Origin of the sequence: Sulfuritortus calidifontis, from assembly GCF_003967275.1 — a bacterium.
GTDB classification, from domain to species: domain Bacteria; phylum Pseudomonadota; class Gammaproteobacteria; order Burkholderiales; family Thiobacillaceae; genus Sulfuritortus; species Sulfuritortus calidifontis.
On sequence record NZ_AP018721.1, the window covers coordinates 2,124,982 to 2,137,322 of the forward strand.

At 67.9% G+C, this 12,341-nt stretch carries 7 protein-coding genes; 1 reads left to right on the forward strand and 6 read right to left on the reverse strand.

Annotation, left to right across the window (positions count from 1 at the left end):
- Position 1 precedes the first annotated feature (1 nt).
- The 6 genes from EL388_RS10850 to EL388_RS10875 all read right to left on the reverse strand — a co-directional run bounded on the left by EL388_RS10850 (position 2) and on the right by EL388_RS10875 (position 11,468).
- On the reverse strand, positions 2 to 1,546 hold the full coding sequence (locus tag EL388_RS10850) for a proton-conducting transporter transmembrane domain-containing protein (RefSeq protein WP_126463376.1): 1,545 nt from the start codon (positions 1,544 to 1,546) through the stop codon (positions 2 to 4).
- Positions 1,543 to 4,833, reverse strand: a complete 3,291-nt coding sequence (locus EL388_RS10855; protein WP_126463378.1) for a DUF2309 domain-containing protein — start codon at positions 4,831 to 4,833, stop codon at positions 1,543 to 1,545. The genes EL388_RS10850 and EL388_RS10855 overlap by 4 nt, the downstream gene beginning before the upstream one ends.
- Before the next feature lie 7 nt (positions 4,834 to 4,840).
- Positions 4,841 to 6,298 carry a complex I subunit 4 family protein gene (locus EL388_RS10860; RefSeq protein WP_126463380.1) on the reverse strand — a complete coding sequence of 486 codons (1,458 nt, stop codon included), beginning with the start codon at positions 6,296 to 6,298 and terminating at the stop codon, positions 4,841 to 4,843.
- Positions 6,299 to 6,380: 82 nt separating this feature from the next.
- Positions 6,381 to 8,504, reverse strand: coding sequence for a SulP family inorganic anion transporter (locus EL388_RS10865; RefSeq protein ID WP_126463382.1), 2,124 nt, complete (start codon positions 8,502 to 8,504; stop codon positions 6,381 to 6,383).
- A gap of 128 nt (positions 8,505 to 8,632) precedes the next feature.
- A complete protein-coding gene (locus EL388_RS10870) occupies positions 8,633 to 9,997 on the reverse strand; it encodes a sigma-54-dependent transcriptional regulator (protein WP_126463385.1) in 1,365 nt (454 codons plus the stop codon).
- A complete protein-coding gene (locus EL388_RS10875) occupies positions 9,990 to 11,468 on the reverse strand; it encodes a sensor histidine kinase (RefSeq protein ID WP_126463387.1) in 1,479 nt (492 codons plus the stop codon). Before EL388_RS10875 ends, EL388_RS10870 begins: the two co-directional genes overlap by 8 nt.
- 231 nt (positions 11,469 to 11,699) lie before the next feature.
- On the opposite strand from EL388_RS10875, the gene EL388_RS10880 reads away from it, so the two are divergent.
- Positions 11,700 to 12,254 (forward strand): hypothetical protein, encoded by a 555-nt coding sequence (locus EL388_RS10880; protein WP_126463389.1) that lies wholly within the window; start codon positions 11,700 to 11,702, stop codon positions 12,252 to 12,254.
- Positions 12,255 to 12,341: the final 87 nt, after the last annotated feature.

The window sequence follows — 12,341 nt, forward strand, 5'->3', positions numbered from 1 at the left end:
TCTAAAGAATCACGATCAAGGTCGCCATGATCAGCAACAGCAGATAGCGCGGCCGCTCGAGCAGGCCCTCGAGCGCGACCAGCCACTGGCCCAACTGCTGCAGCAGCCAGGCCAGGCGGCCACCGCCGGTCTGCAGCACCAGGCGCTGCTCGAAATGGTTGAGGTGATCGGCCAGCCACTCCAGCAGCTTGCCGGCGGCGCCGTAGCCGCGCACCGCTTCCTGCCTACCCTGCCTGGCCTGTTCGACCTGGTCGAGGACGGCGGCGGCCCTGGTCTGCTCGGGCAGGCCAACCATGCGGCTGACCACCTGCTCGTCGATCACCCGCATGTCCTGGGCCAGCGCCCGGGTCGGCCGCACCAGCAGCCAGTCGGCCATGGGCTCGAGCCAGAAGCGGTTGAGCGCGGCGGTGTACAGGCCCTGTCTTTGGGCCAGCCACTCCGGCACCGGCCGGGCGGCGCCGGCGATCAGGTGCATGTAGGACGGCGCGGCGAGGAACTGATAAGCCCGGAAGGCCGCGTGCAGGGCCAGGTGCCAGGCGGCCCAGGTAAACCAGCCCAGGCCGCAGGCGAGCACCATCAGGCCGACCTGGGTGGTGGTGGCGAAGATCAGCGAGGACTTCACATCGGTCTGGGTCAGGCCGGCGAGCGCGCCATAGAGCGCGCTCAGCGCGCCCAGCAGCGCGAGCAGTCCCATCAGGGCCGGCGCCTTTTCCAGCAGGGGCTCCAGCCGAATCAGCAGATAGACCCCGGCATGAACCATGAGCGCGCCGTAGAAGATGGCGGAGGATGGCGTCGGGCCTTCGAGGGCACGGGCGAGCCAGGGCGCGAACGGCACCTGCGCGGACTTGGCCAGGGCGGCGAGGACGAAGCCGAAACCGAGCAGGGCGGCCGCGAGCGAGGTCAACTGCTGCGAGCCGGCCGCGATCGCGGGCCACTCCAGGCTGCCCAGCCAGGCGAAGGCCAGGGCGATGCCGAGCACGAAACCGGCGTCACCGATGCGGTTGGTCACCAGGGCGCGCAGGGCGTTGCCGGTGGCGGTCGTGCGCTCGTAGGCATAGCCGATCAGCAGATAGGAGCTGACCCCGGCCAGCTCCCAGCCGACGAAGGCGAAGGCGGCGTTGCCGCTCAAAACGATGAGCTGCATGCCGCTGGCGAACAGGCACAGCGCGATGAAGAAGCGGTGGAAGCCGGCCTCGCGGTGCATGTAGTTGACCGAGAAGCGCAGGGTGAGCCAGACGATCAGTGCCGCCAGGCTGCCGATGCCCAGGGCCAGGGCGTCGACCATGAAGCTCGCGGCCACCTCGAAGTGGCCGCTGACCAGCCAGTAGCCGAGGTGCACCGATCCTGGCGTGCCGCCGATCAGCGCGGCCAGATCGAGGCCGAGCAGGATGAGCAGGGCGAGCGCGGCCGACCACAGGGCCAGGCGCGCGGTCCAGGGCTCGCCCGCCTCGCCGCGGATGACGCCGGTCAGGTGCAGGAGCGCGATCAGCCCGGCCGCTGCCAGCGGCAGCAGCGGCACCAGGGCGATCAGGCCGAAGCCGCTCATGGCGCGCCTCCCTCGACCACGCTCTCGATCAGGGCCGGTGCCAGCGGCTCGCGCCGGCCCATGAACCAGTCGGCCGAGCGCGCGACCCTGGGCAGACGCGCCTCGCCCTGCCAGGGCTGCCAGCCCTGCGGAGTGAACAGATGGATGGCACCGGTGTCCGGGTCCTTGGCCGCAAGCTGCACCCAGCCGTTGCCGATGAGTTCCTGCAGCGGTGGCTGGCGCTGGTAGATCGCGGTCAACACCTCGAGCGTGTGTTCGACCACGATGAGCAGGCGCATCGCCTCGTGGATCTCGATCATCTGCCGCGGCAGGCCGGTACGCAGGTCGGAGGCGGCGCCTTCCATCACGCCGAACAGGCCGGTCACGTTGTGCACGATCTTGGTGCCGCAACCGTAGCGCTCGTTGTTCACGGTGGAAAAGTAGTACTCCAGGCTGATGCCGGCGCCGACCGGGCCGGCCGCCAGCAGGATCGCCTCCAGCACCTTGCCCTCGGCATCCTGGCTCGGGTCGTAGGAGATGAGGAATGCGCGGCGGTCGAAGAAGGCGCCGCGGCTCATGGCCCGGCGGCCGATGAAGGCGCTGGCGTTGGTGGCGTGGCCGAGCTCGGGCCGGGCCTGGGAAAAATCGAAGGCGCGGTCGGCCACGTGCTGCCAAGCGCGGTCGGCGGCGATGCCGGCCGGGGCCGAGGCGAAGCGGCGGCAGCGCTCCTGGGCATGCAGCTTGCCGGCCTCGGCCAGCAGGGCCTTGAGTTCGGTGAAGCGGTTGTGCATCACCGGCGGCACCAGTTCCTCGTCGTACCAGAGAATCTCGTCGTCGCAGGTATTGTGTTCGGCGCCGACGAACCAGGTGTCGTTGGGAATGAAAATGCCCTGCTCGGCCAAAAGGCCGCGCACCTCCAGGCGGTTGGCCATGGCGGCGAACACCCGGGCGTTCGGCCCGCCATGGCGGCCGGAACAGGCGCCGCAGTCGTAGGCCGACAGGTGCGGGTTGTTCTGGCTGTGCGAGCCGTGACCGAACAGCACGACGAAGGGGGCGAAGTTGGCGGTCAAGCCGATGGTGCGCAGGAAGTTGCGCACCCGCTCGGCCTGCTCGGCATCGGTGAAGCCCAAACGGGGCATGGCCGGAGTGGCCGCCGGGCTGTCGGCCGGCGCGGTGATGGCAACCCGGCTCGGCACCTGGCGATCGAAACGCTCGCGCAGGCGCTGGGTCCACTTGCCCAGGCGCGCCGGCAGCAGCACCTTGGCCAGCAGCACCGGCAACGTCACCGGCGCCGCCGCCGCGGTGATGACCGTGGCACCGAGCAGGCCGCGACGGCTGCCCTGATGCAGCACCTCCTTGTATTTGAGTCGCTGGGTGCGGCGCCTGACGTGCTCGGCGTGCAACGCCTCCTCGCCCGGCGCCACCGCCTCGCGCACCTCGTGCGCCGGCGTCACCACCACCGGGCAGAGCGGGGTCACGGTCTCGTCGTCGAGGCCGCGCCAGTTGATGGCGACGCCGAAGAAGCCGGCGGCGCCGAAGGTCTCGATCGCCGGGTTCAGCTCCTCGACATGGCGGCGCATGCCCTCCTCGCGGTCGTCCATGCAGAAGATCATCTGCGCCTCGGGCCGCTTGTCCCAGCGGCCAGGGCTGCGGCCGTGGTTGGCGGCCAGCGCGGCGAAGATCTGTTCGCGATAGTGGCGTTCGTAGGCATTGAGCCACAGATAACCAGTGCGCTCCTCGTCGAGCGCGGCGACGCAGGCCAGCAGCCGTTCGGCCCCGGCACGGCCGAGGCGCTCGATCTCGGGTGCGGCCAGGCCCAGGTGCTGGGCCAAGCGGAACAGCGGCCAGGCCGTGCGGCAGGGCGAGACGGCCTCCGGCCGTTCGACCGGCGCGCTCTGGCGCCAAGCCCAGATCAGCTGGGCGGCGTCGTGCCAGTCGGCATCGTTCTCTTCCTCTTCCCGCCGGGTGGCATAGCGCACCAGCTGGTGGCCGATCTGCTCCAGGTATTCCGGCAGGCGGCTGTGGTAGAGGGCATCGCGCACCAGCAGTTCGGCCGGGTGCCGCCGGAAATACCAGCGCAACACCGGCAGGCTGGTCTCGATGCGCCAGTGCTGACGACACAGGCGCTGGGCGAACAGGCGCTCGAGCACCACGCGCACGGCCAGGTAATCGAGCATGTCGACCGGGATGCCGCCGGCCGGCGCGTAATTCGGGTTCTGGTGGCGCCAGAGGAACATGCCCGACCAGCCGGGCAGTTCCTGGGCGAGCTTTTCCAGATAGCCGGCCCAGCGCGATTCGTCGAGGCCGAGCAGCTGCAGTTCCTGGACCAGGGTGTCGAGCGGGTCGTCGGCCAGCCGTTCCAGTTGCTGGCGCCATTCCTGCAGATCGCTGAAGGCCCAGGTCAGGTCCTTCTCGGCGCTGGTGCGCCAGGCCGTGTAGAAACCGAGACCGCGCGCCGGGTTGTGCCAGGCGGCGAGCCCCTGATCGAGATGGGCCGCCAGATGGCGCAAGAGATAGGGCCGCAGCTCGTCCATCAGGTCGCGCCCGGTCAGGGCCAGCATGAGGCCGCGCAGGGTCCAGTCGCGGCCGACCCGGTCGAACAGCTGCGCCAGCAGCCGGCTGGATTCGTGTTTGAGCGCGCGCTCGGCCCAGGCGCCTTCGGCCTCGGCCGCGATATCGGCCGGCAGCTTGGCGAGCAGCGCCTGCATCTTTTCGGCGCCCGGTTCCATCAACTCTTCCGGATGCAGCACGGCATGTTCGATGCCCAGCACCGACAGGCAGGTCCGCCACAATTCGGCGATGGCTTGCGCTTCCGGGGCCCCATCCGCCGCAGCCAGCAGGCGCCGGCGGCTGTTTTCATCGACATCGGCCTGGAAGCGCTCGAGCACCCGTTCCTCGTCGATGCGCCAAGCCAGTTCGCTGGCGCTGAGCGGCCGCAGGCCGGCGAGCAGAACGACCAGATAGACGTCGCGCCGCGTGATCGGACCCGATGGCGTGGCCAGCAACACCTCTTCGGCCGCGAGCTCAGGCAGGCTGTCGAAGGCGGCGAGAAGGTCGGTCTGATCGATCCGCCCCTGACGATAGAACTCGACGAAGGCCTCGGCCGGCAGGTAGCCGCGGGCCCCGATCAGGCGCGCCGCCTCGGCGAGCGCCTGGCGGAAAGGCAGGTGCTGGAAACCGTGCAGGGTGTTGTGGTGGACGAAGTCCTTGATCGGCGCCTGGGCCGGCAGCACGTGGGCCAGATGTTCGACCAGATGACGCAGCGCCGTGCGCGGCTCCTTGGCTGACGGGTGATGGGCGGCGCTCATCGGGTCCTCACAAGAAGAGTTGCGTCAGACGATTGACCGATGAGCCGATCAGCTCCAGCGCCGGCGTCGGATAGATGCCGATCAGCAGACTGCCGCCGGTGAGCGCCGCCGCCGCGGTGAGCTCGGTCAGGGTCAGGTCGGGCAGACCCTGCATGCGGGCGGAGACCGGGCCGGTGAACAGGCGGCCGACCGTGCGCAGGGCGTAGGCCGCGCTGATCAGCACGGCCAGGCTCAAGAAGACGATCCAGCCGCCCCAGGCCTGGAAGCCGCCGATCAGCGCGTGCAGCTCGGCGATGAAACCGGCGGTGCCGGGCAGGCCGATGGCGGCGACCAGGGCGAGCACGGTGAAGAAGGCGAAGCGCGGCATCACCCGCACCAGCGAGGAATAGTCGGCGATGTCGCGGGTGTGGGTGCGCTCGTAGAGCAGGCCGATCAGGAGGAACAGGGCGCCGGCGACCAGGCCGTGGGCAACCATCTGCATCACCGCGCCGGTGATGCCGGCGCTGTTGAGCGAGGCCAGGCCGAGCAGCACCACGCCCATGTGCGAGACCGAGGAGTAGGCGATCATGGCCTTGAGGTCGCGCTGGCGCCAGGCCAGGATGCCACCGTAGACCAGACTGACCAGGGCCAGCACCACCAGCAGGCCCTGCAAGGCCTCGGCCGCCGCCGGCAGGATGCTGGCGACGCGGATCAGACCGTAGGCGCCCATCTTGAGCAGGACGCCGGAGAGCAGGATGGAGACCGGGCTGGGCGCCTCGACGTGGGCCAGCGGCAGCCAGCCGTGCAGGGGGAAGATCGGCATCTTCACGCCGAAGCCGATCAGGAAGCCGAGGAAAAGCAGGATCTGCATCTGCTCCGGCAGGGCGCGGCCGGTCTCGCGGATCAGGGTCATCTCGAACACGCCCTGGCCCGGCACCGCGTCGTAGAGCATGAGCAGGGCGACCAGCATGAACACCGAACCGCCCAGGGTGTAGAGCACGAAGTTGAGCGCCGCCCGGTGGCGGTTCTGGCCGCCCCAGCGGTCGATCAGGAAGAACAGCGGGATCAGGGTCAGTTCCCAGAACACATAGAACAGCGACCAGTCGCGCGCCATGAACACGCCGAGCATCGCCGCCTCGAGGATCAGGAGCAGCATGTAGTAGCCCTTGGCCCGCTCGCGGATGCTGGCCGAGGCCATCACCGCGACCAGGCTGAGCAGCGTGCCCAAAAGCAGCATCGACAGCGAGATGCCGTCGATGGCGAGCACGAAGGCGCTGCCCAGGCGCGGGTTCCAGGTCTGTGATTCGTAGAACTGGACGCCGGCGAACCGGGGGTCGAACTGGCCGGCGATCCAGAGCGCATAGCCGAAGGCCGTGGCCGCGCTGGCCAGGGCGACGCTGCGGACGAGGCCGAGGGAACGGCCGGGCAGCAGCCCGACCAAGGCGGCGCCGATGAGCGGGGTGAGCAGCAGGCCTTTGAGCAGCATCGGAGGCGGCCCTCAGAGCCGCTGCGATACCGGCGACATCGCGTCGGCAGCCGCAGTCATCGCATCACCTGGCATGGCTGCCTCAGGCGCGGCCCGGCAGGATGGGGCAAAGCAGATCGTCCGCCGCCTCGGCGCCCAGGCGTTCGTAGATCGCGGCCAGGGCCTGGTTTTCGGTGGCGAAGATGTTCTGCTGGCCGATCAGATCGAACAGATGGGTGTTGCGCATGACGTCCAGCACCTGTTTCTTGAGGCCGGAGAACACCAGCTCCACGCCGTTCTCGCGCAGCCGCTCGACCAGGTGGTGCACCACCTCCTCGCCCGAGGCGTCGAGCTGGTTGATCGCGTCGCCGACGATCAGGATGTACTTGGCCTCGGGATGGTCGGCCATCGCCTCCAGCACGGCATCTTCGAAGTAGGAGACGTTGGCGAAGTAGAGCGAGCCGTCGAAGCGCATGGCCACCACGTGCCGGCTGGTCGCCAGATTGGGATTGACCTTGACGTCGCGCAGGGTGCCGTCGCTGAAACGGCCGAGGATGGCGACGCGCGGGGTCATGGTCCGCAGCAGGAAGAGCACGATGGCCAGGCCGGCGCCGATCATGATGCCCTTGTCCAGGTGCGGGGCCACGGCCAGGGTGGCGACGAAGGTGACAATGGCGGCGGCGCCGTCATGCTTGTGCGCATTCCAGGCCTCCTTGATCGCATGCACGTTGACCAGGCCGATCACCGCCATGATGATGATTGCGGCCAGCACCGCCTGCGGCAGGTGATAGAGCAGGGGAGTGAGGAAGAGCAACACCACCAGCACGATCACGGCGGTGAACACCGCGCTCATGCCGGTCTTGGCCCCGGCATTCATGTTGACCGCCGAGCGGGAGAAGGAACCCGAGACCGGGAAGGACTGGGAGAAGCTGCCAACCACGTTCGCCAGGCCTTGGCCGATCAACTCCTGGTTGGGGTCGATGCGGTCCTTGGTCTTGGCGGCGATGGCCTTGGCGATGGAGATCGCCTCCATGAAACCGACCAGCGAGATCACCAGCGCAACCGAAAGCAGGCTGCCGAGCTTGCCCAGGTCGAAACTGGGCAGGCTGATGCTGGGCAGGCCCTCGGGAATGGTGCCGACCACCTCGCCGCCGCCGGCCAAGCGGAACTTGCCGCCGTCGACCTTGCGGATGCGGTAGGTGTAGCCGTCGAGCATGGCCCCGGCTGGCGCCTTGCCTTTGACGTAGAGGCCGGCGGTCGCGCCGCTCGCATCCACCGCCCGCACCACCTCGACGTGGCGCAGCCGGCCCTTGAGGGTATTCAGCTCGGCCTCGATCGCCGCCGCCGTCATCCGGCTCAAGGTCAGGTCGGCCTCCTGCGCCACCACGTTCTGGCTGTGCTTGCCTTCTGCCTTTTCCGCCGCCAGCAGCGCCACGCTCTTGTCGGCGATCTCCTGGTTCAGGGTCTTGAGCTGATGGTCGGTGTCGGCCACATGCTTGACCATGGCCTTGAGGTCGGCATCGGCCACCTGCTCCACCTCACCCTTGAGGTTGTTCTCGAAGCCGATGGCCCAGCTGATGGTGGTGGTGATCACCACGGCAATCAACACGCCCGGCCACTTCGGCTTGTACTTCTTGATCGCCCACATGATGGCGATGGCGCCGATGCCCATGGCCAGGGTCGGCAGATGGGTGTCGCCGATCTGCTGGAACACGCCCCAGATGTCGACCATGAACGATTCGCTGCGGCCCATGGGCACGCCGAACAGCTTGGACACCTGGGACAGGCCGATGATGATGGCCGCCGCATTGGTGAAGCCGACGATCACCGGGTGGGACAGGAAGTTGACCACCACGCCCAGCTTGAAGATACCGAGGGCCAACTGCACCAGACCGACCAGCAGGGCCAGCATGATGGCCAGGGCGATGAAGTCGTCGGAACCGGGCGCAGCGAATACCGCGAGGGAGGAAGCCGTCAGCAGGGAGACCACGGCGACCGGGCCGGTGCCCAGCTGATTGGACGAGCCCCAGAGCGAGGCGACCGCCACCGGCAGGAAGGCGGCATACAGGCCATAGTAGGCCGGCAGCCCGGCCAACTGGGCATAGGCCATGGACTGCGGGATCAGCACCAGGGCCACGGTCAGGCCGGCCAGGAAGTCGGCCTTGATCACATCCCCGGTCAGGGGAAACCAGCGCAGGAAGGGAAGGAAACGGGTCAGTGCTTTCATCTCGGCGGTTTCTTCTTGCTTGGGGCAAAAAAACAGCCATCGCGGATGGCCGTTTGCGTCAATTCGGATAAAGAGGGCTCAAAAGAGTTGCAAATTGTAACACTTTTTGCCCTTCATAACCCTTCTCACTAGGCCAGACCGTAGCGCTTGATCTTGCGCCACAAGGAAACCCGGTCGATACCGAGGATCTCCGCCGCCTGGCTGCGATTGCCCCGTGTGTGCTCCAGGACGCGGCGGATGTAATCGGCCTCGTTCGCCTCCAGCGTCGGCATGCTGCCGCCGGGCGTGATCAGCACCCGCACGGTCAGCTCGCGCATCGCCTCCGGCAACTGGGCCACGCCCAGGGTCGGCGTGTCGGCCAGGGCGACGCCGCGCTCGATGATGTTGGCCAGCTCGCGCACATTGCCCGGATAGTCGTAGCGGACCAGCAGGCGCATGGCATCGGGCTCGATGTCGTTCACCGTCTTGGCCATGGCCTGGGCGTGCTTCTTCAGGAAGTAATAAGCCAGCAGCGGCACGTCGTCGGCGCGGTCGCGCAGGGGCGGCAGCGCCAGGTTGACCACGTTCAAGCGGAAATAGAGGTCGGAGCGGAAGCGGCCGGCCGCCACCGCATCCTGCAGGTGGCGGTTGGTCGCGGCGACAAAGCGGACATCGACCTTGACCGGCTGGGTGCCGCCCACGCGCAGCAACTCGCGTTCCTGCAGCACGCGCAGCAGCCTGACCTGCATGTTCATCGACATCTCGGCGATCTCGTCGAGGAACAGGGTGCCGCCCTCGGCGACCTCGATCAGGCCGCGCTTCAACTGGTCGGCGCCGGTGAAGGCGCCCTTCTCGTGGCCGAACAGCTCGTTGGTCAACAGCTCGTCCTGCAGGGCGCCGCAGTTGACCGCGACGAAGGGTCCGGCCACGCGCTGGCTGTGGACGTGGACATAGCGCGCCATCAGCTCCTTGCCGGTGCCGCTCTCGCCGGTGATCAACACATTGCAGTCGGTGCCGGCGACCTGACGCGCGGTGTCGAGCAACTGCTGCATGGTCAGGTCCTGGGTGATGATGTTGACCTGACCCTCGTAGCCCTCGATCCGCCGGCGCAGCTCGTGGTTCTCCCGCCGCAGGCGCACCACCTCCATCGCGCTCTTCACGATCTCGCGCACCTCGTCCAGCCGGTAGGGCTTGGCCACGTAATGGAAGGCGCCCTCCTTCATGGCGTCGACCGCGGAGTTGAGCGTGGCATAGCCGGTGACCACGATCACCTCGCTGTCCGGATGCAGCTCGCGACAGCGCTTGAGGATGGCCATGCCGTCGACCCGCTCCATGCGCAGGTCGGTCAGCACCACGTCGAAGCGGCGCTGCTCGATCGCCTTGAGGCCAGCCGGCCCGCTCTGGCAGGTGGTCACTTCATAGCCTTCCTTGCGGAAGACATGGCTCAGGCTGCGCACCGCCATCGCCTCGTCGTCGATGATGAGCAGGCTGCCGGGCCGGGCCAGATCAGTCATGGCGATCCTCCTGGCCCAGGCAGGGCAGCCAGATGGTGAAGCGGGTGCCGCCTTCGGCCGGCGTTTCCACCGCGATGCAGCCGCCATGCTCCTGGATGATCTCCTCCACGATATAGAGGCCGAGGCCGACACCGTGACCGGGTTCGCGCGTGGTGAAGAAGGGGTCGAACACGCGCGGCAGCAGGTCGGCCGGGATGCCCGGACCGTTGTCGGCCACGGTGATCACCACCAGCGGCGCGTCCTCGTGATGCGGCAGTTCGAGATCGCCGACCAGATGCGCCTGGCGTGACGGTGGCGAGGCCTGCCAGGTGCTGCGCCGGGCGCCGATGCGGATGCGCACCGACGCGCCGGCGGCATCGACCGCGTTCTTGATCAGATTGATGAAGACCTGCTGCAACTGCTGCTCGTCACCATGCACCACCAGCTCCGGCGGCAAATCGAGGCTGACCGCCTCGCGCTCGGGCAGCTCGTTGCGGACCAGGGTCAGACACTTGGCCAGCACCTCATCGAGCGACAGGCGCTCGACCGAGAATGCACGCCGCCGCGAATAATCGAGCAGGGTACGCACGATGCGTCGCGCCCGTTCGGTCTCGGTGTCGATCTGGCTCAGCCATTCGCGCTGGCCGCCGTCGCCGCTCGCGTCCAGCTCCTCGAGCAGTATCTGGCAGGCGTTGGAGATGTTGCCGAGCGGGTTGTTCAATTCGTGTGCCACGCCGGAGGCCAGCACGCCGAGCGAGGCCAGCTTCTCCGACTGCAGCACCTTGCGACGGTGCAGTTCCAGTTCTTCCAGCATACGGTTGAGGGCATCGGTGAGCGAGACGATCTCGCGGTCGCGCGAGACCTGATGGAAATAGGCGAAGCGGCCTTCGGCAATCGGCTGCAGTTCCGCCTCCAAGCGGCGCAGGGGGCGCACCACGACGCGCGTCAGCAACTGGCCGATCAAAAGACCGAGCGCCACCACCACCCCCATGGAGATGAACAGCGCGGTCTGCGACTGCCTGACCGTGGCCGCCAGCAGCCGGCGCTCCTGCTCGCCCAGGGCATCGGCCCGCTCCAGGATGGCGTGCCCCGCCACCCGAACCTCCTGGGCCAGACGTGCCGACGCGGGCGGGGCCGGCCCCTGGCGGTAATCCATGAGCAGGCGGGCGTAGTACAGGAGCTGCCGCTCCAGCCGCTCGATCTCGCCGGCGGCAGTCAGCTCGGCGAAGGCCGATTGCTGCTTGAGCCGGGCGCGGGCGGATTCGGCATAACGAATGGCCGACTCCAGGTCGGAGGCGTCCCGATAGAGCAGGTAGTTCTTCTCGTGCCGGCGCATTTCCAGCACGTCTTCGCGGAAGGCGGAGACCTCCACCCCCTGACCGATGCGCCGGTCGAGATAGCGCAGGTCGCCATAGGCGAACAGGGCGAAACCCACCGCCACCGCCGCCAGCAGGTAATAACTCAGCGCGATCTTGCCCCGTATGCTCGACATCGTCCGTTTCTTTTTGCAACACATGCGTTGCATCTTTTTAACACCATGGCGGACGGCCCGACAAGCGGGCCTTCGCGCCGATCACGGGGAAGCGTTTCAGGCTGCAACAACCTGGACTCGAACCGGGTCGGATGGTTTTTCATTGGAAACAGATACTTACAAAAATATACGGCCTGGCACGGGGCTTGCGAGAAGAAAGGCAATCCAACCCTTTGTCGATCGGAGCCCACCATGAAACCCTTGAGCCAAACCCTGAAGAAGATGCTGAGCGCCCTGGCCGCGGCCGATGCCGGCGAGATGCTCGGCCGCCGCGCCAAGCACCGCCACCTGAGCGCTTACCCGACCCAGCCGGGCCCGGTCGCCGCCGCGCCGGCAGAGCCCATCGCCCCGCCCAAACGCAAGCAGGTCGCCCTTTGGCTGCATGACATGCCGACCCAGGCGGCGCTGAACTATGCCCTGTCCAGCTGCCAGCGCATGGAGATGGACCTGCTCATCCTTCATACCGGCAAGCTGCGGGCCCAGGCCCTGCTCGCCGCGCATGGCGCGGCCTTCGAGGCAGCCGACGTGCCGGTCGAGATCGCGGCCCTCGAGGATGCCGGCCAGGCCACCCTGTTCGACTACATCGAGCGCCACCCGCGCATCGCCTTCCTGGTCATGGGCGACCCCAGCCAGGCCATGACCGACCAGACCGCCCTGCCGCCGGTGCCGCTGGTCGTCGTCACCTCCGCGCAGGACGCAGCCCGGACCGAATCGGAGCTTCAGCCAAGCCAGGCCGCCGCAGCCTGACGGCCTGCGGCAACGGCCTTCCGCCCGCTATACTGGCGGTCATCCCGACCACGGGGTGACCGCCAGGCCTACATGCGCTCGCCCCCC

What these genes read in the sequence shown, in the direction of transcription:
- EL388_RS10870 (WP_126463385.1), bottom strand. Translation starts at nt 9,997, where the DNA reads ATGACTGATCTGGCCCGGCCCGGCAGCCTGCTCATCATCGACGACGAG.
- EL388_RS10875 (WP_126463387.1), bottom strand. Translation starts at nt 11,468, where the DNA reads ATGTCGAGCATACGGGGCAAGATCGCGCTGAGTTATTACCTGCTGGCG.
- EL388_RS10850 (WP_126463376.1), bottom strand. Translation starts at nt 1,546, where the DNA reads ATGAGCGGCTTCGGCCTGATCGCCCTGGTGCCGCTGCTGCCGCTGGCA.
- EL388_RS10860 (WP_126463380.1), bottom strand. Translation starts at nt 6,298, where the DNA reads ATGCTGCTCAAAGGCCTGCTGCTCACCCCGCTCATCGGCGCCGCCTTG.
- EL388_RS10865 (WP_126463382.1), bottom strand. Translation starts at nt 8,504, where the DNA reads ATGAAAGCACTGACCCGTTTCCTTCCCTTCCTGCGCTGGTTTCCCCTG.
- EL388_RS10880 (WP_126463389.1), top strand. Translation starts at nt 11,700, where the DNA reads ATGAAACCCTTGAGCCAAACCCTGAAGAAGATGCTGAGCGCCCTGGCC.
- EL388_RS10855 (WP_126463378.1), bottom strand. Translation starts at nt 4,833, where the DNA reads ATGAGCGCCGCCCATCACCCGTCAGCCAAGGAGCCGCGCACGGCGCTG.